Below are 20,525 nucleotides of genomic sequence, written 5' to 3' on the forward strand. Positions count from 1 at the left end.
CAGCCATGCCAATTCATATCAACGAATCATCCAAGCAATTTCACTTAACGAACGGACAGATCAGCTATATTTTTCACGTGATGAAAAATGGAGAGCTCGGCCACTTATACTATGGAAAAGCTCTGAAGCATCAGAAGGATTTTTCACATTTTCAGAATTCAGTTGTTCCGACAGCGGCAAGCTGCCATGTTGAAAAAGACGATCCCGCCTTTTCCCTGGAAACCGCAAGACAGGAATACCCTGGATACGGAACTACAGACTTCAGGGAGCCTGCGCTTTCGATTCGAAGAGAAAGCGGAAGCTCGATCCACCGCTTTGAATACGAAGGATATGCCATCACGGATGGAAAGGAACGGATTCCTGGCATGCCAGCTACCTTCGCGGAGCAAGGGGAAGCGAAGGATCTTGCCATTACGCTGATTGACCGGACAGCCGGACTGAAGCTGATTTTGAACTACACTCTATTCGAGCATCTTCCTGTTATTGCAAGGAGGACGACAGTAGAAAACATCGGCACGGAAAACGTTCAGCTTGAACGGGTGATGAGTCTGTCGCTTGATTTAAATGACCGCGATTATGTGATGATGCATCTTTCCGGTACGTGGTCAAGGGAGCGCCACCTGAAGGAGCGCGTGCTTGAAACAGGCATTCAGTCCATTTCAAGTGCAAGAGGAGCGAGCTCACATCACCATAACCCATTTTTAGCGCTTCGCCGCCCGGAAACGACGGAGACGCTGGGAGAAGCGATCGGCACTCATTTCATTTACAGCGGAAATTTTCTCGCCCAGGCCGAGGTAGACCATTACGACACAACGAGAATCACAATGGGGATTCATCCCTTCCAATTTAATTGGACCCTGAAACCCGGTGAGGTATTCCGCTCCCCAGAGGCTGTATTGACTTACTCGGATGAAGGCCTGAACGGATTAACGAAGAGTGTGCATGATTTATTCCGGAATCATTTGATATCGCCTAACTGGCGTGATAAAGAAAGACCGGTTCTCATTAATAATTGGGAAGCAACGTATTTTGACTTTAATGCAGAGAAAATTATGCAAATTGCCAGACAGGCAAAAGAGCTTGGAGTCGAGCTTTTCGTTCTCGATGACGGGTGGTTTGGGAAAAGAAATGATGACACGTCATCCCTTGGCGACTGGTTTGTGGATGAAAACAAGCTCCCGGAAGGTATCGAAGCTCTTTCTGAATCGATTCGCGGAGAAGGTCTGCAGTTTGGTTTATGGTTTGAGCCGGAAATGGTTAATGAAGAGAGCGATTTATTTAAGAAGCACCCGGATTGGGTGGTTCATGACCCGGAGCGTCCTAAATCCTATGGACGGAATCAATGGGTGCTTGATTATACCCGCAAGGAAGTCGTTGACTATTTGTATGAACGGATGTCCTTTTATATCCGTTCTGCAAAGCTGAACTATATCAAATGGGATATGAACCGGAATATTACAGAAGCGTATTCAGCATCCTTGGGCAGGAATCAGCAGGGGGAGTTTTTCCACCGCTATATTCTAGGTGTCTATGATTTGTACGAAAGGCTCACCTCAGAATTCCCTGACGTCCTCTTTGAATCGTGTGCAGGAGGCGGTGGGCGCTTTGATGCAGGCATGCTTTATTACGCGCCTCAGGCGTGGACAAGCGACGATACGGATGCAGCGGAAAGAATGAAGATTCAATACGGCTCCTCTTTTGTTTATCCGATCTACAGCATGGGCTCTCACGTGTCGGACATTCCAAATCACCAGACCCTGAGAAAGACATCACTTAAAACACGAGGAGATGTCGCGTATTTTGGAACATTCGGCTATGAATTGGATCCCAATCGCATGACAGAGGAAGAGAAAGAAGAAGTAAAAAGCCAGATCGACCAATACAAGCAGATCCGCTCCCTTATCAGGGACGGTGATTTTTACAGACTGCGCAATCCGTTTACCTCAAACGAATTGCTCTGGATGGTTGTGGCGAAGAATCAGTCTGCAGCGATTGCCGGCTGGTATAAAACACTGGCTATTCCGAATTCGAAAAAAGAGCAGGTCATCAAGCTTACAGGGCTGGATCCCGATGCAGCCTATTCAGTAGAAGGCCGTTCCAGGATCTATCGGGGAGATGAACTGATGAGGAGAGGTCTTAATTTATCAACGGAATTCAACGGGGTCAATGCCAAGTATGCAGAAAGAGGAGGAGACTTTCAATCCGAAGTCTTTCTTTTGAAAAAAGTCTGACGCGGGCAAGCCGTCTTGTTCTACCCTTATAATCCTCTTCATACGCTGATAAGGGAACAACTTCAGACATCTAGAGAGGGGGAGCCTGCGTGGTTTACCGCATGCTTGCATTGAACATAGACGGAACGCTGCTTCGCTCAAATGGGCGGCTTAACCAGGCGACTAGAGAAGCCATTGAATTTGTGCAGAAAAAGGGTGTGTACGTCTCGCTTGTGACAAACCGCCATTTCCAGTCTGCCAGAAAACTTGCGAGAGCTTTAAAACTGGAATCGTTTTTGGTTACTCACAGCGGCGCCTTTATCGCAGAAAAAATAGATGAGCCGCTTTATGAAAGAAGACTTGGAGAAACGCTGACTTACAGCCTTGTTCAGGTGCTCGAAAACTATGAATGCCACATCCGGATTATTCATGAGCGCTACAGCATCGGCAACAGGGTAAAGGTCACACCGCATATGACCGGAAGTACGGTTATCCAGTCCTCAGAACCGCTTTTTTACCCAAATCAGTATGTGGAATCACTTGGAGATGCACTAAGAGATGAACCAATTGATGCGCCAAAAATGGAGGTTCTTTTTCAAAGTAAAAGGGAAAAAGAAGCGGCTGCCGCTTTTCTGAAAGAAACCTTTAATGAGGTGGCTATTTCAGACCGGAATGCCCTCCGCTTTGATCTGACGGCAAAAGGAGTGACCAAAGCAACCGGACTGGAACTGCTTTGCAGCCATCTTCAAATACCGATGAGCGAAGTTGTCGCAATTGGAGACAGCCCGGATGACCGGGATATGATCGCAAATGCCGGACTCGGTGTCGCTATGGGGCAGGCGCCGTTTGAAGTAAAACAGGCTGCTGACTGGATCACACGCTCCAATGAGGATTCAGGAGTTGCCTACATGATTAAAGAGCATTTTAGAAAACAGTACCGCCTTGGATACTTAGATAAAATTAAGCTGGACCGGTAAGTAAAGGCTGACCCTGAGGGGTTGGCCTTTTTTTGATGAAAAGAGGAGGGTAATAACACAGGCGAGTATGTGAAAGCAGCTTACGAAGGACGAACGCCCGGCTCAAGAATGGTGAATGTATTATTCACTGTATTTAAATTTGCTCGGGCACCGATTGGAATGGCTGCTTTGTAATACCCGTGTGCCGTCGTAACGTTTGTCATCAGCGGTTTACCAAGCGGAATAAAGAAATCCTGAATTAAATCCTCAAAGGTTTTGCTGTATGCCTCCCCGCATTCGGTACATTCTCCAAGAACAATCCCGGCACAATCCTCGAATTTTCCTGCAAGTTTTAGGTGGTTTGCATAACGGTACACTTTATTAATCGGCTCGTGTGTTTCTTCAAGGATAATGATTTTTCCGTTTGTATCGATGTCATAAATGGTTCCGATCGTATCATCAAAAGAGGTTAGATTTCCCCCGACCGTTTCTCCGGTTGCATTTCCCGGTACTCTGCTGACCTGTAGAATGCCAGGAGGATTCACAATTTGACGCGGTGATTGGAGGGTAGCCGTGGCCGCAAAAAACTGCTGAAAATTATAGGCGGGGGTTTCCGGCACAAAATCAAGCAGGAGCAGACTCTGAAAGGTAATTAAATCTGCATATTGAAATAAAACATTTTGCAGAACCGTAATATCGCTGTAGCCGCTGAAGATTTTTGGGTTTTTGCGGATAATTGAATAATCAAGATAAGGAAGAATACCAGCAACTCCGACTCCGCCCCTTGTCGGCAGGATCATTTTCACTGCCGGGTTGGAAAACATATTCATTAAATCCGCTGCTCTCTGTTCATCAGTTCCGCCCAGAAACCCGTTAGCCGCATAAACATAGTCACCAAGTACAATCTTAAATCCCATACCTCTTAACGTTGCGATCCCCTGATTTATTTTTTCCTCATCAAGCGGACTGCCGAGCGTAACGATGCCAATGGTATCTCCCTGCTGTAAAATAGGCGGTCTCTGAGCCAATCCCTTCACCCCTTCTATCCAAATCATGCTGTAACATGTATATGTGGAAGTGATGCGAAAAAGAAGAACCTATAATCTGAAGTGAAATGAGTATGCTTTTCATTGACCGACAGTTCAATCATAAGATAGGATGGACATGTCAGATAAATTAGGAGGGCTTACATGGATTTGCATGCCGAAGTTCAAGGCAGCGGCCGCCCCGTTATTCTCATTCACGGGCCCGGAACGGATTTGCGTGAATGGGTTTTCATCATCCCTTATCTACTTAAAACGTGCCAAGTGATTGCTTATGACGTCAGAGGGTCAGGAAAGTCGCCGTCTCCGGTTGAACCGATGAACTTCGTCGACGATTTAAGAATGCTTATGGACGGTCTCCACATTGAAAAAGCAACACTAGTCGGTCATTCAAGAGGTGGACAGGTAGCTGCAGATTTTGCATTAACTGATCCTTCCCGCATCGAAAAGCTCATATTAATTTCTCCCTCATTAACCGGATACGAATATTCACAAGAGTATAATTTTTGGCTGCATAAAATAAATTCAGCACCTCGCGATATCAATGGCATTGCTGAACTTGTTATGAACGGACCCCATCACTCAATCATTAAAGCATCTGAGCATTTTGCTCTTTTCGGGGAAATGATGAGGACTTATGTAAGAAAGGCTCTTACAGAATGGAAAAATTATGAAATAATTTGGCCGGAGCCCCCGGCTATTCAAAGACTCAAAGAAATGCAAGCAGCTACTCTTTTTATTCAGGGAACAAAGGAATTTGAAGATATATATCAAATTAGAGAACATTATGACAAGATCCCGTCCATTGAATTTGTCATTATTCCTCGCGCCGATCATATGTCGACCTTGACGCATCCTGAAGAAATTGCCGAAAATATTTTGGAGTTTATAAAGGAGGAAGCTAAACACTAATGCCGCGCACCCCTGAAGCTTATGAGAAGATAAGAAAGCAAAGCAGCGAGAGAATATTATCTGCTGCTTTAGACCTCTTCATAAAAAAGGGATACCACTCCACCTCAATCGAAGAAGTAACGAAACTTGCCCAAGTCTCAAAAGGGCTGCTTTATCATTATTATCAAGGAAAGGAAGGCCTCCTTGAAGCAATAATCCAGATGAGGATTGAAAACCTGCAAGCAGTGATGGAGGGCGCCCTGACAAAAAGGACACCTAAAGAAAAACTTTGCCATATAGCAGAAGGAACGCTGGAAAACGTGTTTCAGAATCCTGAGCTGTACCGATTTTATATGAATCTTCAAACCCAGCCCCATCAGGATTTGGTACTCGCAAAATATGCGGATATCCTAAAGAAGGAGTTTGAAAGAAATTTTGAAATTCAGAGCCGGATTTTTGAAATGCTCGGTGACCAAGAGGCGAGGAAGCGCTCCCTGCTTTTTTCCTCCACGCTTAATGGCATTATGCTGATGATTTGCAGCTATCCTGATCATTTTCCCATTGAAGAAATGAAGTCCCAGGTGATAGAGGAGTTTTGCAGTTAACCCTTATTGTGTTCGCACCATCCATCATGTACACTAAGATCAGTTTTTAAATTTTTCCTAAAAGGTGATTATGTTGCGTATTTATATAAAAGGAAATCAGGATGAACGGTTTCATCGGCCGCTTAGACTGATTTCCAATTTGTTTTTTGAAGAGACAGAACTTTTGTTTGAAGAAGATGAAGCAGATTTAACGGCTTCCTTTATGATCGAAGACCGCGGACCATCTGTTCTCATTTCCGGAATCGCGGAAGCAGGCTCCCGCACCTATACGGCAAGCCACGAAAAGGATCTGACTGCTTTCTCTATAGAAAAGGAACGGTTTAAACAGATTAAAAACACATTGGCCCGCGTATACCTCATGCTGCTTCAAGAGCATACCGGCATTATTCAGCAGTGGGGCATCCTGACAGGAATGCGCCCGGTCAAACTGCTTCACAAAATGCTGCAGGACGGCATGACGAAAGAAGCAGCCCACCATAAGCTGCGGGAAGAATATTTAATTACCGAACAAAAAATACAGCTCATGCAAAGCATTGTGGACCGTCAATTAAAGGTGATTCCCGATCTCTATGACCTCGGCAGGGAAATCAGCATTTACATCGGAATTCCATTTTGCCCGACTAAATGCGCTTACTGCACATTCCCTGCGTTCGCTATGAATGGAAAACAAGGCAGAGTCGATTCGTTCCTTGGAGGTCTCCACTACGAAATGGAAGAGATCGGAAAGTACCTGAAGGAAAGCGGCATCAAAATTACGACTGTCTATTACGGCGGAGGAACGCCAACAAGTATTTCTGCAGAGGAAATGGACATGCTGTACGAACGCATGATGGAAGTCTTCCCCGATGTGAAGAACATCCGGGAAGTGACCGTTGAAGCAGGACGCCCTGATACGATCACACCTGAAAAGCTGGATGTCCTGAAGAAATACAGCATTGACCGCATCAGCATCAATCCGCAGTCCTATACACAGGAAACACTAAAGGCAATCGGACGCCACCATACTGTGGAAGAAACGATTGAAAAGTTCCATCTTGCCCGCAAACACGGCATGAACAATATCAACATGGACCTGATCATTGGACTGCCAAATGAAGGGGTGGAGGAAATGGCGCACTCTCTTGCTGAAACGGAAAAGCTTATGCCTGAATCGCTGACCGTTCATACGCTCTCATTCAAACGCGCATCCGAAATGACCCAGAACAAAAAGCGCTATAAGGTGGCGAGCCGAGAAGAGACAAGCGACATGATGGGACTAGCCGTTGACTGGACTGCAATAAACGGATATGAGCCGTATTACCTTTACCGTCAAAAGAATATCCTAGGCAATCTCGAGAACGTAGGATATGCGCTTGAAGGACAGGACTCCCTTTACAACATCATGATTATGGAAGAACAGCAGACCATACTCGGACTTGGCTGCGGAGCCGCCAGTAAATTCCGCGATCCGGAAACAGGAAAGATCTCACACTTCAACAACCCGAAGGATCCAAAATCGTATAATGATGGATATAAGCATTATACAGAAGAGAAAATCCGTATCATGAACGAACTGTTTGGTGTGAAGGAAGATGTATAAGGTTTTTGGAAAGCCCGGCCGGAGAGCCGGGCTTTTTTCAGTTGTGCAGGATTGATGGTAGCGGGGGAGATCTGTTTGGGGAGGTAAAAAAAGGAGGAGGCTTTGAAAAGATAATAGTGAATCAGATTGGGTAAGCGGGCGTTAGAATGATTGTCGGCGGGGCAAAAACCTGTGTGGAGTGAGGCTGTATTGTTTAAGTTTGCTACTGGATCGGGATCCGGCAGGTCGAAACGTCCCGAATCGAAGTTTTCGATCATAAAGGACACGATGCCAGGCTAGGATGCCAGGCAATGCGGACCGGATCCAGGTACTGATTGGGTTTATGATGAAAAATTTCCGGGTTATGATGAATTTTTTGGGTTTATGATGAAATTCCTCCGGGTTATGATGAATTTTTCCAGATTATGATGAAATTCTGAAATATATGATGAAAGCTGAAAACTCTTCCCTAAGGCATCATGCAGTAAGTAGTCCAAATACTGCGGAACGCGTTCAGACCTGCTGAACTGCATCCAGCCATCCCTTCATTTCTCACAATCTGTAACTTTACATCCTCCAATCCGTCTTTTAAAATAGAATTTCCTTAAGTTTTTGCTTTAGGACAGGAGGATCTTATTATGTTTGAGATAAAACCAATTCAGTCAATGGAAGCGATTCCGCTTCGCCAGATGGTGATTTCACCGGACTCGCCACTGGAAGAGAGCAAGTATTTCGGAGATGAAAACGAAGATACCATACATATTGGAGCGTTTGCGAAGGATCAGCTTGTCGGGGCAGCCTCTTTTTATAAGGAGGAGCATGACAAATTAAGCGGCAAAAGCATGTACCGCCTTAAAGGGCTTGCAATTGATCCGGGTCACCGCAATGAGTTAAGGGGGCAGACGCTCATTTTGTTCGGTGAGAACCTTTTAGCACAAAACAAAATTGAGGTGCTGTGGTGCACGACAAAAGTGTCAAATCTGCCTTACTATCAGCATCTTGGATTTCATGAGACAGAGCATACCTACAATGATGGAGAAAAGGGTCTTCAAGTTTTGATGGTTAAGCATATATGATTATTTCAGCAGAGCGGGCAAGATTGAATGCCCGCTCATTTTTTATGGCGCAAAAGCAGGATTTTAGCAGAATGATAGGAAAGTATATAGAGAGATTCTATTTTTGTAAGAAAATGAAAGCGATTCCAATTTTGGAGGGGATTCGATGTATTCATCAATCGGGAAGCTTTTTGATCTAGCGGCGGAAAAGGGCAGGGATAAAGAGGCGCTTGCTGATGTGTCTCGCGGTATAAGAAGGACTTTCAGCGAGTGGAAAACAGATGTGAATCAATGTGCAAATGCTTTGCATGAAGCAGGGGTGAAAAAGGGAGACCGTGTTTCCACGTTCCTTTTTAACTGTGCCGAGCTTGCAACGGTGTTCTTTGCCTGCTCAAAGATTGGTGCAGTGCTGAACCCGATTAATTTCCGCTTAAAATCACAGGAAGTCGCATTTATATTAACGGATTGTTCTTCGAAGCTCGTCCTGTTTGAGAAAGCTCTCACACCGGAAATTGATGCGCTGCATGAGCAATTCCCCTATACGCTTTTCTGGTCCATCGATTCTGCTCCTCCGTCCTATGCGGACTATTATCATGAAAAGGTCAAAACCGCTCCCGCTCATGATGTGCAGACGGAGGTTACGGAGGATGATTTATACGCCATTATGTATACGAGCGGGACAACGGGCCGTCCAAAAGGCGTGCTCCACAGGCACCGAGACATGATTGACCAGGCAATGGTTTGCACTATGGCGCTCCGTCTCACTCCAAATGACTGCGGGCTGACAGCCGCTCCGATGTTCCACTGTGCCGAGCTTCATTGCTGCTTCCTTCCGAGAGTCCTGATTGGTGCTAAAAATGTGATTCTGCACCATTTTGATCCGAAGCAGGTCCTGGATGTCATAAAAAAAGATCAGATCACCATTATGTTCGGAGCCCCGACGATGTGGAATATGCTTTTACAGGAAGACTTGGAGTCAGCTGACTTCAGCAGTATGAGGGTCGGTCTTTATGGTGCTGCTCCAATGGCACCTGCTTTAGTAAAAGCCCTGAAAGAGGCGGCTGGTATCGACTTGGTTCAGGCATACGGCATGACGGAAATGGGTCCGGCTGTGACCTTCCTTACTGAAGATGAACAGCTGACTAAGGCCGGTTCTGCAGGAAGAGTATGCTTTGGACATGAACTGATTATCGTACGCCCGAATGAAGATGGACCGGCTGAACCGGATGACCGGCTCAAGCCATATGAGGTGGGGGAAATTCTCGTTAAGGGCCCATCCGTTATGGCCGGCTATCATCAGAGACCCGAGGCAAGTGAGAAAGCATTGTATAAAGGCTGGTATCACTCCGGAGACCTCGGTTATTTGGATAAAGACGGCTATTTGTTCGTTGCAGACCGTGTGGATGACATGATAATCAGCGGAGGAGAAAACGTGTATCCGCGCGAGGTAGAAGATGCCCTGCATGAGCATGATGGGGTCCTTGACGCAGCCGTTCTAGGAGAGCCGGATGAAAAATGGGGCGAAATCGTAGTAGCGTATATTGTAAAGAAAAACCCAGAATTGACAGAGGATGATCTTGAAATTTTTTGCAAAGAAGGAAGCCGATTAGCGGCCTATAAGCGTCCGCGTAAATATATTTTTACCGAACAGCTGCCAAGAAACGCAAGCGGAAAAATCCAGAAATTCCTGCTGAGGGAGCAGCTTGCCGCACATACACAGGCGTAACAGAAAGGATGAAAAAGGGATGACATCAGCCGTCTATATAAAAGAAGAGCATGCCATATTCAGAAGTTCTTTGAGAAGGTTTTTACAGAAGGAAGCCGTACCTTTTTACGAGCAATGGGAAAAGGACCGTCTAATTCCAAGAGATTTTTGGATGAAAGCCGGGAAGGAAGGTTATTTATGTCCATGGGTGGATGAGGAATACGGCGGACTTCAAGCAGATTTTGGCTATTCCGTCATCTTAAATGAAGAAATGGAGAAGGTCGGTTCAAGTCTGATTGGTTTCGGGCTTCATAGTGATATTACCGTCCCATATATTCATGAATTCGGAACACCGGAGCAAAAGCAGCGCTGGCTTCCTGGCTGTGTTTCCGGGGATATCATTACCGCAATCGCGATGACTGAGCCCGGGGCAGGGTCCGATTTAGCTGGAATCAAGACCACTGCGGTGAAAGAGGGGGATTCCTACAGGCTGAATGGTTCGAAAACGTTCATAACGAACGGTATTCATGCAGACCTTGTTATCGTCGTCTGTAAAACAGATCCGAAGGCGGTTCCCGCTCATAAAGGAATCAGCCTGATTGCTGTAGAGAAAGAAACAATCGGTTTTCATAAAGGGAAGAAGCTCGACAAGGTGGGTCTGCATGCCCAGGATACAGCTGAGCTTTATTTTGAAGATGCGATCGTACCTGCAGAGAACCTGCTTGGGGAAGAAGGCAAAGGCTTTTACTACCTCATGCAAATGCTTCAGCAGGAGCGGCTGCTCGTTGGAATTTGTGCTCAGGCATCTGCGGAACGGATTTTGGAACTGACTTCTGCTTATGTGAAGGAACGTGAAGCCTTTGGAAAATCAATCAGCAAGCTCCAAACCGTTCAGTTTCGTCTTGCTGAAATGGCGACAGAAGTGCAAATTGGCCGTTCGTTTTTAAATGAAGCCATTCAGGATCATATGGATGGCAAGGATGCGGTTCAAAAGGTATCCATGGCTAAATGGTGGCTCACAGACATGGCAAAACGCATAGCGGCAGAAGGAATGCAGCTGCATGGAGGGTACGGATACATGGAGGAATACGAGGTTGCAAGGCGGTACCGTGATATCCCGGTTATGGCTATATACGCCGGCACTAATGAAATCATGAAAACGATTATTGCGAAAAAGATGGGACTTTAATTAGGGGGAGAAAGCTTATGGGCCTGACAAAAATAGCGGTGATCGGGGCGGGGTTAATGGGGAGCGGCATTGCCCAGTCACTGGCAATGGGAGGAAAACGGGTCACACTCTATGATTCCTCAAAACAATCGCTGAAAAAGGCAGAAGCCTCTATTGAAAAAAGCCTGCAGCGCTTCGTTAAAGCAGGAACAATGGACAAAGAGGTTGTTTTCACGGTTATGGAGCATATCCGTCCTGTTCATGATGTGTGGGAAGCGGTAAAGGACGCGGAGCTTGTCATCGAAGCGGTTCCTGAATCACTTTCCTTAAAAAAACTAGTATTTGAGGAAATCGACCGGCTGGCACCGGAGGAAGCCATTTTGGCTACCAATACATCTGAATTAAGTGTTACAGCGATTGGGGCTGCTACAAGCCGTCCGGATAAAGTACTCGGGATGCACTGGTTCAATCCTGCGCCGGTCATGAGGCTGATTGAAATCGTACAGGGAGAGGATACATCAGCCGAAACCATTAAAGCTGTAGAAGAGGTTTCCCAGGAAATAGGGAAGGAAACGGTGATTGTTAAGGATCGGCAGGGCTTTGTCACAACCAGGGCTCTTACTGCCCATCTGCTGGAATGCATAAGGATGCATGAAGAAGGGGTGGCAGATGCCAAAGGTATTGATAAAGCGATCCGATTGGGGCTGAACTATCCAATGGGACCGCTGGAGCTTGCCGATCTTGTCGGACTTGATACAATGCTGTTCGTCAGCGAAGGAATGGCCGCTGCCTATGGCGATCGCTTTTTGCCTCCGCAGAGTTTGAGAAAAATGGTTGAAGCAGGCCATTTTGGACGAAAAACAGGAAAAGGCTTTTATACCTATACGGACCAAAGGGAGACGAGTAAACAATGAGCAGAGAAGCCGTCATCATTGAAGCGGTCCGGACCCCCGCAGGCAAGCGAAAGGGAGTTTACCGCGAAACGCATCCGGTGCATCTCGCTTCGGGAATTCTTAAAGAACTGACTCGGCGTTCCGGGTTAAATCCAAGCCTGATCGAGGATGTGGTCATGGGCTGTGTCAGTCCGATCAAGGAACAGGGCTTAAACATTGGCCGCCTCGCTGCTCTTGACGCTGGTTTTCCCGTAACCGTGCCATCTGTTCAGCTGAATCGGATGTGCGGTTCAGGATTGCAGGCCATCCAGTTTGCCTGCCAGGAAATTACGTCAGGAGATATGGACATTACCGTCGCCGCCGGAGTGGAGAGCATGACAAAGGTTCCAATTTTGAGTGATGGAAATGACCAAACCATCCCGCCTTCTCTGAAAGATCAATATCATTTTGTTCATCAGGGAGTATCAGCCGAACTAATTGCAGTAAAATACAGCCTGACACGGGAAGAGTTGGATCGATTTTCATTTGAAAGCCACCAAAAGGCGCTCGCAGCTCAGAAAAATGGAAGATTTGATGCGGAAATATTCCCTGTAACAGGAATGGACCGAGAAGGCACAACCATTACCGTAACACAGGACGAAGGCCCCCGTGCTGACACGTCGGTCGAAGCCCTGGCTGCATTAAAGCCTGTTTTTAAAGAAGACGGCGTCATTACGGCAGGAAATGCGAGCCAGATGAGTGATGGAGCTGCGGCGATTCTCCTGATGGAAAAAAACAAAGCGCTGCAGCTGGGGTTCAAGCCGCGCGCGAGAATTGCGGCGAACACTGTCGTTGGGTCAGATCCCATATTAATGCTGGATGGTGTCATCCCGGCAACGAAAAAAGTGCTCGATAAAGCCGGGCTTAAGATTGAAGATATCGATCTGTTTGAAATAAATGAAGCCTTTGCGCCTGTCGTTTTAGCCTGGATGAAGGAATTGGGACCGGACAGAGAGAAAGTAAATGTAAACGGAGGGGCCATAGCACTTGGCCATCCTCTTGGAGCAACAGGCGTTAAACTAATGACGACACTCCTTCATGAATTGGAACGCAGAAATGGCCGCTATGGACTTTTGACGATCTGCATTGGCCACGGAATGGCTGTAGCTACCATCATTGAACGATTAAACTAAAGGGGATGAAGCAATGAACACGGTAAATGTAGTGTATGAGGGAAGAGTTGCAAAAGTTGAAATGAGCAGACCGGACGTATTGAATGCAATGGACGGCGAAATGCTGAGCGAGCTTCTCGCAGCATTTAAAGAGGTGCGGGATAGTGAAGCGGATGTTTTAGTGATCTCAGGAGCAGGACGGGGATTTTCCTCTGGCGGCGATATTAAGTCAATGCTTTCTGATATGGATGAGTCCGCATTTTCATCCGTCATGTATACGATCTCGCAAATGATTACCGAGCTGTATACGATGCCGAAGCTCACCATCAGTGCTATTCATGGTGCCGCAGCCGGACTTGGCTTCAGCCTGGCACTGGCATGCGACCATGTGATAGCGCATGAAACGGCGATTCTCTCAATGAACTTTATCGGAATCGGTCTGATTCCGGACGGCGGCGGCCATTTCTTTATGGAAAAACGTTTAGGTGAAACAAAAGCGAAGCAGATGATCTGGGAGGGAAGAAGACTCTCGGCTGAAGGTGCGATGCAGGCCGGCCTTATTGATCAAATGGTCGCAGGGGATATGAAAGCGGCTGTAGAAGAGAAAATTTCTGAATGGCTTGAAAAACCCGTCGCTGCCATGATTGAGACAAAACGCATTTACACCTCTAGAAGTGCAGCAGACCTTGAAACCATCTTAAGTCTTGAAACCTCTTCCCAATATAAAATGAGACAGACAAAGGATCACAAGGAAGGTATTTCTTCTTTCCTTGAAAAGAGACAGCCTCAGTTTTCGGGAAAGTAATTAATGCTATAGAATAGGCAAACACACAAAAGAGGTGCTGGTAGCACCTCTTTTTCTAACGCTCAAATAACACCATCTTGCCGGCCGCATTCACACAGCGGTGCGTTTTCTTTGTATAATTTTTTTCCTCAAGTTTTTGAATGCCAAGATCTTTTGCTTCCTGCTCGCTCGCTGCCTCGAAGCTTTCATCCAGAAGCTTTTCCCCATTTTTTTCAAATACAGTTAAGTAGTACTTTCCCATAGCTGCCTCCCCTTTGCCTCATTAAAATCGTCCTCTATTATTATTTCGGAAACGAATTCCAAAATTCCTTCTTCTAACTTCCATTTTAATCATTTATGATGAAATTGAAACTTTTTACCAGCAGGCACGTAATGAACCATTAGAGGAGGGATATTTATGGCCTTAATGCTGAATAAAGTAACGAAGAATTTTGGAGCGCATACAGCTGTTGATCAGCTGAATCTCGAAATACCGGAGAAAGAGATCTTTGGCTTTTTAGGAGCGAACGGTGCGGGAAAAACGACCACATTCAGAATGATTCTTGGGCTGCTGCATCCAAGCGGCGGTGAAATCAGCTGGCAAGGAGAGCCCATTAATTACAAAACCACTGATCAAATCGGCTATTTGCCTGAGGAAAGAGGACTTTACCCGAAGCTGAAGGTGAAGGACCAGCTTGTGTATTTGGCTAAATTAAAAGGAATGCACAAAAGCGAATCAGAAAAAGAACTGACTAAATGGCTTGACCGCTTTAAGGTGCCTGAGTATATGAATAAAAAAGTTGAAGAGCTGTCTAAAGGAAATCAGCAGAAAATCCAGTTTATAACGGCAGTGCTTCACAAACCGAAGCTGCTGATTCTGGATGAACCCTTCTCAGGGCTTGACCCGGTAAACGTTGAGCTTTTGAAAGAAGCGGTTGAAGAACTGAGACAGCACGGGACTTCAATCGTTTTCTCAAGCCACCGAATGGAGCATGTTGAGGAGATGTGCAACCATTTATGCATCATGCATAAAGGAAAGCCGGTTGTTCATGGCGGATTGAAGGATATTAAACGGTCCTTCGGAAAGAAAAATGTCATCATTCATGGTGATTTTGATTTAACCTATCTCAGTGAACTCCCAGGTGTTATCAAACATAAGAAAACGTCAGAGGGCATCAGGCTCCAGGTAACCGGCGAGGAAGTGTCGCAGGATGTGCTGGCAGCCATTCAAAACAAAGGATTCATCCGTAAATTTGTTCTGGAAGAACCTTCTTTAAATGATATTTTCATTGAGAAGGTAGGTGCGTCCTATGAGTAAATTCTGGGTTGTGATGCTGTATACATATCAAAACAAAGTGAAGTCAAAATCTTTTCTAATTACAACCGGTATTTCCCTTCTATTAATATTCGGCATTTCCAACCTCCAAAATGTAATGGAGATGTTCAATAAAAACGAACCAAAAAAAATTGCCGTAATCGACGAAGGGGGCTCCCTTTTCGAGCCGTTCCGCCAAAATGCAGAAGCACTTGATAAAGAGTTGGAGATAAAGCAATCATCAGAAAATGAAGACACACTCAAAAAGCAGGTGCTGGACGGAAAGCTTGATGCTTATGTGGTGCTGAAAAGTGATGCAGAAGGCATGCCGGAGGGAACCTTTAACGCTGAATCTGTCGTAGATTCCGGATTCGCATACAGTCTTGATCAGTCGCTGCAGCAGACCAAAGTGGCGATCGGGACAGAAAAACTCGGTGTGGACACTGCTCAGATTTCAAAGCTTCTTGCTCCAGTGGAAATGGAAAAGAACGCACTTCAGGAAAATGCAAAGTCTGAGGAAGAATTAAATCAGGCCCGCGGGCTTGTGTATGTCATGCTGTTTGTTATTTATTTCTCTGTCATAACGTATGCAAGTATGATTGCCATGGAGGTGGCGACGGAGAAATCCTCCAGAGTGATGGAAATTCTGATTTCAAGCATCTCGCCTATTCAGCAGATGTTCGCTAAAATTTTAGGTATCGCACTTGTCAGCTTAACGCAGCTCGCGATCATGATTGGTGTCGGTTTCCTTGCTGTCAAAGATAAAATGGCTCAGATTGATGCGATGAGCGGCGGGGTGATGGGTATTTCCAATACATCTCCTGCGACCATCGCATATTGCTTCATTTTCTTCCTGCTTGGCTACTTCCTTTTTGCTACACTGGCGGCGTTCCTTGGCTCGCTTGTAAGCAGAATAGAAGATGTTCAGCAAATGATTACGCCGATGATTTTCATCGTCGTTGCCGGCTTCATGATTGCGATGTTCAATCTTGGTAATCCGGATAATACGTTTGTTACGGTAACATCCTTTATCCCATTTTTCGCACCGATGATTATGTTCCTAAGGGTAGGGATGCTGGATGTTCCGTTCTGGCAGGTTGGACTGTCAATCTTTATATTGATCGCTTCCATCTATCTGCTTGCTTATTTTGGTTCGCGTGTATACAAAGGCGGGGTGCTCATGTATGGAAGCTCAAGCTCGCTGAAGGATATTAAGAAAGCGATTAGCATCGGAAAGGATCACTAAACGGAAAGCCCGGGTTAAGCCGGGCTCTTTTTTCTATGCGGGATGTTAATTAAAGGCTGTTTTCGTATAGATTGTTGCTTTTTTGACCATACTCCCAAAGACCTTATAAAAGAAGAATTTTTCACGAATGCTGATGAAGATATGAAAGATGCGTTTACATCAATTAGAGAAACACGCTTCAACGAAGGAATAGGTTGTGTTCATTGTGGCAGTGTAAAGGTGAAGCGTAACGGTAAATACAGAAATAGATAAAGATATTTTTGTCGTGATTGCGGCAAGTCTTTCAATGACCTAACAAACACTCCTATATCGGGAACTCGTTATCTTGGGAAGTGGTCTACATTCTTCCTGTTAATGGTGGAGGGATATACCTTACCTAAAATTTCTGAAAGACTGGGCATCCAGCTATCTACTGCATTCTACTGGCGACACAAGGTACTTTTCGCTCTTCACTCATTAGGATTTCAAACCTTAAAAGGCATCATTGAAAGTGACGAGACTTTTTTTAAGGAGTCTTTAAAAGGGCGTGAAGTGGTCGATAGAAAACCAAAGAAACGTGGAGGTAGAGATAAGAAGAGAGGTATTAGTAACCTCAAAATCGCAGTTGTGGTGGCACAAGACCGTAATGGACAAGTGATTGCCCAAAAAGCTGGCACTGGGCGAGTAAGGGCTGAAGAAATCGATGCGGTTATTGGTGATTTTATCGACCCATCTTCTTTGCTATGCACAGATACGGCTACGAATTATAAGAAGTTCGCTGTTATGAAGGAGCTAAAACACGAGACCATTAACCTAAGTAAAGAAGGTTATGTCAAAAAAGGCACATACCATCTTCAACACGTCAATAGCTACCATAAACGTTTAAAGGATTGGATGCAGCGGTTCCAAGGTGTGGCAACCAAGTATCTGGATAACTACCTCTACTGGTTCAATTTCCTTCAACAGAGCAAGAAAATGGCGACCAAGGAGCGAGTAAAACAAATGCTTCTGAGTGCGTGTCAAAAATCCAATTTGATTACAGTCAATTATTTGCGTGAGGTGTAAAAACAGCCACTTCCAAAAGGAAGCAGCTTTATCGGGTATTAATCTAAAACTACCAGGTAATTTAGAAATAATCTTCACAATCTTATTAGAGTCAAATATAACTTAATAATCTATCAAGAGAATCAATTTCAGCATATGGTTTTATATCGGTATCATTCTTATTCATATGAGGATTGAACCAAATGCCTTTTATATTAACATTTTGACAACCACCAATATCTCTCACTATGTCATCTCCAACAAATAATGCGGATTCGGGTTTTACATCTAGCTTATTTAGTGCTAATTCAAATATATCTTTGTCAGGTTTACTAAACCCTACTTCTTCAGAAATGATGATTATATCAAAATAATCATCTAAATTAGTATTAAGTATTTTTGCTTTTTGTCGCGGCGTTGAGCCGTTTGTTATAATTGCAACTTTCAATTGCTTTCTTATAGCATTTAAGAGATATATTGTATTTTGGCTTATGGAAAAACAATGTGGAAAATAATTATTCCAAAAATCTTGAATGTTATCACCTATCAATCTATATTTTGGTGGAAATTCTTCGAAAAATGACTCGAAGACTCTTGTTTTATCACTATAGCCATAGTCTCTTTTATCAAACTCTTTAAATTTTTGTAACATTTCGAGTTTAACTGAATGTTTAACATCTTCATAACACTCTTCTAAAATCATTAAAAACATTTTATCAACTGCATTATCTCTATTAAGTAAGGTATCATCTAAGTCAAATAGTATTGCTTCATAATCCTGCATAAAATCCACAGCCTTTCAAACATAAAATTTATATACCCGAATTTACCAGATGGGTAAATAACCCTACCAAACCTATAACAATTAGAATGCTTAATAAAGCGATAGTATAGCTTTTTTTAATCATATTATATATTGAAACAATAACCGCAAGAGATAAAAGTACAACAGTTGAAACAATATCTTTAGCAAAATACATATAGTTTAGAACCCCTAAAATCACCAAAAGCAAGGGTGAAAAATTTATGAAACCCTTCATTTTATATCCCCCTGTCTCATTTCAAAAAACCATAATTATACAGTTTAAATTATTTCTTTTACAATAACATTCCCATTGGTTAATAAAACATTTTTACCTAATTATACCATAATAAGGTAAGTAAATATCTTTTATAAGCCTTAGCAACAATCTTTAGAAAACAGCCTAATTAAAAGAACGGTACCGGCAGAAAACTCAAAGGTTACGCAGGGGCTGAAACCTAAAAAACCTGCTTCATAAAAGCAGGCATGTGCTTACTTCATTTCATGCACCTGTACAGAGTGAACCTTTTTTGTTCCCGTTTTGTAATGAATCACAACAATCACTTGAATGGTTCTCTGTCCTTCAGCCAATGTCAGATGATACTGTTTCAATGATTGGTCTTTTTTTGTCTGCTCGAAAATTTGCTTCGCCATAATGACCTGGCTTAATGGATAAACCTTTACCGCTTCTTTTTTTGCTGCAGCCGTGAAATCAGGGGTTTTCGCTGCTTGTGCGGAATAACTGGAAAATGAAACCTTTTCCAAGTTCCAGCCGTATATAATGACAAGGGAAGCAAAAAGGGAAATCCACCACTTTTTCATTGTTATCACCTTCCTCCTGGATAGTCTTCCCTTATGTATGGTTGATATTCTAATAAAAGGGAGGATCCGGACATGACGGTTCGGGCGGTGGATTTTAATCGGAACTGAACACGAAAAGAATGGGGGAATCGGGATATGGCATGGATAGGTTTGGCTATTATAGCGGGAATAACATTTATCATTTATAAAGCAGTTAAGGGAACGAAGGATCATCAAGGGAACAGAAACAGCAGCAGCTCAGGTTTCATGCCGTTTTTTTACTCAGGCGACTCAGGCGACTCTTCATCAGACGGCGGTGGCTTTGACGGCGGCGGGGGCGGAGATGGCGGAGGCGGTGGAGGAGGCGATTGAAGCTTCCTCTCTTTGTTCCTTTTTTTCAACAGTTTTCATAGAGGATTTAAAGTACCTCACAGAGAATGACTAAAACAGACAAAAGGGGGTTTATCATGCTGTCAAAAGAACAATTGTCACATATAAAAAAGCTTCAAGCGGTATGCGAAGAAGCAGATGGAATTCAGTTAAAGCTCAATTGGGACATGCTGGTGTGCAGAGAAAACGGAGTGAAACAGGACTTCTTTCATTATGAACCAGATGGATTAGCAGCTTTCATAGGCTTATATGGTTTCGGCAATAAAGTCGAGATGTGCGGTATGGTGAAGCCGGAGTACCGCCGAAATGGCCTGTTTTCTGCCATGTATAAGGAAGCGTTGGAAGAAGCACGAAGTCAGGGGTATCACACCATCCTTTTAAATGCGCCCTCCAACTCCAAATCAGCAAAAGGTTTTTTAAATGAGATCCAGGTCCCTTTTGTTTTCACTGAGCATCAAATGAAATGGATGGGCGGACCCCTTCCGGTAACTGAGGACGTCATTCTCCGGAGCTCGGAAAAAGAGGATTTTGCACTGGAGGTTCAGCTCGAAGCAGACTGCTTTGGATTTTCACTTGAAGAAGCAGAAGCCTTTACAAAAAGCAGGAAACAGGAGCAGGGCCAGCAGTTCTGGATCATTGAGAATAATGGAAAAGCGGTTGGAAAAGTGCGGGTCGCAGCTGAAAAAGGTGAAGCGTGGATTTATGGGTTTGCTGTTTCTCCGGAGCATCAGAAAAAAGGGATTGGCCGAAAAACACTGTTCCGCATCCTGGAAGAAGAAACGTCGAAAGGCAACTCGGTTTTTCTCGAGGTGGAGGCAAAAAACACCCGCGCCTTGAAGCTGTATGAATCGTGCGGATTCAGGGCTTATTATGCACAGGATTATTATTTAACGAAATAATCGATATCAGAACTTCCTTTAGGGGAGGTT

Annotated in this window: 20 protein-coding genes and 1 pseudogene; 16 read left to right on the forward strand and 5 right to left on the reverse strand. The window is 44.5% G+C overall.

Translation table 11 applies throughout. The features are described 5' to 3' along the window. Nucleotides 1-5: 5 nt before the first annotated feature. The gene (locus AS29_RS09950; RefSeq protein WP_035406534.1) at nucleotides 6-2,231 is read left to right on the forward strand and encodes an alpha-galactosidase; all 2,226 of its coding nucleotides are present in this window, start codon (nucleotides 6-8) and stop codon (nucleotides 2,229-2,231) included. An 89-nt stretch (nucleotides 2,232-2,320) separates the two neighbouring features. Then, nucleotides 2,321-3,187, forward strand: a complete 867-nt coding sequence (locus tag AS29_RS09955) for a Cof-type HAD-IIB family hydrolase (RefSeq protein WP_035406531.1) — start codon at nucleotides 2,321-2,323, stop codon at nucleotides 3,185-3,187. A gap of 80 nt (nucleotides 3,188-3,267) precedes the next feature. On the opposite strand, the gene AS29_RS09960 is transcribed toward AS29_RS09955, so the two are convergent. After that, nucleotides 3,268-4,194 carry a S66 peptidase family protein gene (locus AS29_RS09960; protein ID WP_035406528.1) on the reverse strand — a complete coding sequence of 309 codons (927 nt, stop codon included), beginning with the start codon at nucleotides 4,192-4,194 and terminating at the stop codon, nucleotides 3,268-3,270. A gap of 162 nt (nucleotides 4,195-4,356) precedes the next feature. On the opposite strand from AS29_RS09960, the gene AS29_RS09965 reads away from it, so the two are divergent. The 9 genes from AS29_RS09965 to AS29_RS10005 all read left to right on the forward strand — a co-directional run bounded on the left by AS29_RS09965 (nucleotide 4,357) and on the right by AS29_RS10005 (nucleotide 14,040). Continuing rightward, complete coding sequence (locus tag AS29_RS09965) at nucleotides 4,357-5,121, forward strand: alpha/beta fold hydrolase (protein ID WP_035406527.1); 765 nt, start codon at nucleotides 4,357-4,359, stop codon at nucleotides 5,119-5,121. Continuing rightward, nucleotides 5,121-5,705 (forward strand): TetR/AcrR family transcriptional regulator, encoded by a 585-nt coding sequence (locus AS29_RS09970; RefSeq protein WP_035406524.1) that lies wholly within the window; start codon nucleotides 5,121-5,123, stop codon nucleotides 5,703-5,705. Before AS29_RS09965 ends, AS29_RS09970 begins: the two co-directional genes overlap by 1 nt. A 73-nt stretch (nucleotides 5,706-5,778) precedes the next feature. Then, nucleotides 5,779-7,284, forward strand: coding sequence for a coproporphyrinogen III oxidase (locus AS29_RS09975; protein ID WP_035406620.1), 1,506 nt, complete (start codon nucleotides 5,779-5,781; stop codon nucleotides 7,282-7,284). A gap of 617 nt (nucleotides 7,285-7,901) precedes the next feature. Further along, complete coding sequence (locus AS29_RS09980; RefSeq protein WP_051860633.1) at nucleotides 7,902-8,339, forward strand: GNAT family N-acetyltransferase; 438 nt, start codon at nucleotides 7,902-7,904, stop codon at nucleotides 8,337-8,339. Nucleotides 8,340-8,484: 145 nt separating this feature from the next. Next, complete coding sequence (locus AS29_RS09985; RefSeq protein WP_035406520.1) at nucleotides 8,485-10,044, forward strand: fatty acid--CoA ligase; 1,560 nt, start codon at nucleotides 8,485-8,487, stop codon at nucleotides 10,042-10,044. A gap of 19 nt (nucleotides 10,045-10,063) precedes the next feature. Next, nucleotides 10,064-11,212, forward strand: coding sequence for an acyl-CoA dehydrogenase family protein (locus tag AS29_RS09990; RefSeq protein WP_035406516.1), 1,149 nt, complete (start codon nucleotides 10,064-10,066; stop codon nucleotides 11,210-11,212). 17 nt (nucleotides 11,213-11,229) lie between these two features. Then, complete coding sequence (locus tag AS29_RS09995; protein ID WP_035406512.1) at nucleotides 11,230-12,105, forward strand: 3-hydroxyacyl-CoA dehydrogenase family protein; 876 nt, start codon at nucleotides 11,230-11,232, stop codon at nucleotides 12,103-12,105. Further along, the gene (locus AS29_RS10000; protein ID WP_035406509.1) at nucleotides 12,102-13,256 is read left to right on the forward strand and encodes a thiolase family protein; all 1,155 of its coding nucleotides are present in this window, start codon (nucleotides 12,102-12,104) and stop codon (nucleotides 13,254-13,256) included. Before AS29_RS09995 ends, AS29_RS10000 begins: the two co-directional genes overlap by 4 nt. A 13-nt stretch (nucleotides 13,257-13,269) precedes the next feature. Further along, complete coding sequence (locus AS29_RS10005) at nucleotides 13,270-14,040, forward strand: enoyl-CoA hydratase (protein ID WP_035406507.1); 771 nt, start codon at nucleotides 13,270-13,272, stop codon at nucleotides 14,038-14,040. 55 nt (nucleotides 14,041-14,095) lie between these two features. Here the strand turns inward: AS29_RS10005 and AS29_RS10010 are convergent, their stop codons facing one another. Next, complete coding sequence (locus AS29_RS10010; protein WP_035406504.1) at nucleotides 14,096-14,281, reverse strand: YhzD family protein; 186 nt, start codon at nucleotides 14,279-14,281, stop codon at nucleotides 14,096-14,098. Between the two features lie 156 nt (nucleotides 14,282-14,437). On the opposite strand from AS29_RS10010, the gene AS29_RS10015 reads away from it, so the two are divergent. The 3 genes and pseudogenes from AS29_RS10015 to AS29_RS10025 all read left to right on the forward strand — a co-directional run. Continuing rightward, nucleotides 14,438-15,337: an ABC transporter ATP-binding protein gene (locus AS29_RS10015; RefSeq protein ID WP_035406501.1), complete on the forward strand. Its 900-nt coding sequence runs from the start codon at nucleotides 14,438-14,440 to the stop codon at nucleotides 15,335-15,337. Further along, nucleotides 15,330-16,580: an ABC transporter permease gene (locus AS29_RS10020; RefSeq protein ID WP_035406498.1), complete on the forward strand. Its 1,251-nt coding sequence runs from the start codon at nucleotides 15,330-15,332 to the stop codon at nucleotides 16,578-16,580. Before AS29_RS10015 ends, AS29_RS10020 begins: the two co-directional genes overlap by 8 nt. A 117-nt stretch (nucleotides 16,581-16,697) precedes the next feature. Then, nucleotides 16,698-17,624: pseudogene (locus tag AS29_RS10025) on the forward strand (IS1595 family transposase); the annotation flags it as partial. A gap of 91 nt (nucleotides 17,625-17,715) precedes the next feature. Here AS29_RS10025 and AS29_RS10030 read toward each other — a convergent pair. From AS29_RS10030 to AS29_RS21590, 3 genes are all read right to left on the reverse strand, one after another. Continuing rightward, nucleotides 17,716-18,387 carry an HAD family hydrolase gene (locus tag AS29_RS10030; protein ID WP_035406492.1) on the reverse strand — a complete coding sequence of 224 codons (672 nt, stop codon included), beginning with the start codon at nucleotides 18,385-18,387 and terminating at the stop codon, nucleotides 17,716-17,718. Between the two features lie 28 nt (nucleotides 18,388-18,415). Further along, the gene (locus AS29_RS10035; RefSeq protein WP_035406488.1) at nucleotides 18,416-18,643 is read right to left on the reverse strand and encodes a hypothetical protein; all 228 of its coding nucleotides are present in this window, start codon (nucleotides 18,641-18,643) and stop codon (nucleotides 18,416-18,418) included. A 254-nt stretch (nucleotides 18,644-18,897) separates the two neighbouring features. Beyond that, nucleotides 18,898-19,227 (reverse strand): DUF3889 domain-containing protein, encoded by a 330-nt coding sequence (locus tag AS29_RS21590; protein ID WP_051860632.1) that lies wholly within the window; start codon nucleotides 19,225-19,227, stop codon nucleotides 18,898-18,900. 135 nt (nucleotides 19,228-19,362) lie between these two features. On the opposite strand from AS29_RS21590, the gene AS29_RS21595 reads away from it, so the two are divergent. Together AS29_RS21595 and AS29_RS10050 are read left to right on the forward strand one after the other, a co-directional pair. Further along, nucleotides 19,363-19,578: a hypothetical protein gene (locus AS29_RS21595; protein WP_035406483.1), complete on the forward strand. Its 216-nt coding sequence runs from the start codon at nucleotides 19,363-19,365 to the stop codon at nucleotides 19,576-19,578. Nucleotides 19,579-19,673: 95 nt separating this feature from the next. Further along, nucleotides 19,674-20,495, forward strand: coding sequence for a GNAT family N-acetyltransferase (locus AS29_RS10050; protein ID WP_035406479.1), 822 nt, complete (start codon nucleotides 19,674-19,676; stop codon nucleotides 20,493-20,495). The last annotated feature ends 30 nt before the right edge of the window (nucleotides 20,496-20,525 follow it).

The organism is Bacillus sp. SJS (assembly GCF_000732485.2).
Classification (GTDB): Bacteria; Bacillota; Bacilli; order Bacillales; family Bacillaceae; genus Metabacillus_B; species Metabacillus_B sediminis.

Bases quoted from the DNA above. Each gene is read 5' to 3' on its own strand.
- AS29_RS10010 (WP_035406504.1), bottom strand. From the start codon at position 14,281: ATGGGAAAGTACTACTTAACTGTATTTGAAAAAAATGGGGAAAAGCTT.
- AS29_RS10030 (WP_035406492.1), bottom strand. From the start codon at position 18,387: ATGCAGGATTATGAAGCAATACTATTTGACTTAGATGATACCTTACTT.
- AS29_RS10020 (WP_035406498.1), top strand. From the start codon at position 15,330: ATGAGTAAATTCTGGGTTGTGATGCTGTATACATATCAAAACAAAGTG.
- AS29_RS09995 (WP_035406512.1), top strand. From the start codon at position 11,230: ATGGGCCTGACAAAAATAGCGGTGATCGGGGCGGGGTTAATGGGGAGC.
- AS29_RS10000 (WP_035406509.1), top strand. From the start codon at position 12,102: ATGAGCAGAGAAGCCGTCATCATTGAAGCGGTCCGGACCCCCGCAGGC.
- AS29_RS09965 (WP_035406527.1), top strand. From the start codon at position 4,357: ATGGATTTGCATGCCGAAGTTCAAGGCAGCGGCCGCCCCGTTATTCTC.
- AS29_RS09990 (WP_035406516.1), top strand. From the start codon at position 10,064: ATGACATCAGCCGTCTATATAAAAGAAGAGCATGCCATATTCAGAAGT.
- AS29_RS21590 (WP_051860632.1), bottom strand. From the start codon at position 19,227: ATGAAAAAGTGGTGGATTTCCCTTTTTGCTTCCCTTGTCATTATATAC.
- AS29_RS09950 (WP_035406534.1), top strand. From the start codon at position 6: ATGCCAATTCATATCAACGAATCATCCAAGCAATTTCACTTAACGAAC.
- AS29_RS10015 (WP_035406501.1), top strand. From the start codon at position 14,438: ATGGCCTTAATGCTGAATAAAGTAACGAAGAATTTTGGAGCGCATACA.
- AS29_RS10050 (WP_035406479.1), top strand. From the start codon at position 19,674: ATGCTGTCAAAAGAACAATTGTCACATATAAAAAAGCTTCAAGCGGTA.
- AS29_RS09970 (WP_035406524.1), top strand. From the start codon at position 5,121: ATGCCGCGCACCCCTGAAGCTTATGAGAAGATAAGAAAGCAAAGCAGC.
- AS29_RS10035 (WP_035406488.1), bottom strand. From the start codon at position 18,643: ATGAAGGGTTTCATAAATTTTTCACCCTTGCTTTTGGTGATTTTAGGG.
- AS29_RS09985 (WP_035406520.1), top strand. From the start codon at position 8,485: ATGTATTCATCAATCGGGAAGCTTTTTGATCTAGCGGCGGAAAAGGGC.
- AS29_RS09980 (WP_051860633.1), top strand. From the start codon at position 7,902: ATGTTTGAGATAAAACCAATTCAGTCAATGGAAGCGATTCCGCTTCGC.
- AS29_RS10005 (WP_035406507.1), top strand. From the start codon at position 13,270: ATGAACACGGTAAATGTAGTGTATGAGGGAAGAGTTGCAAAAGTTGAA.
- AS29_RS21595 (WP_035406483.1), top strand. From the start codon at position 19,363: ATGGCATGGATAGGTTTGGCTATTATAGCGGGAATAACATTTATCATT.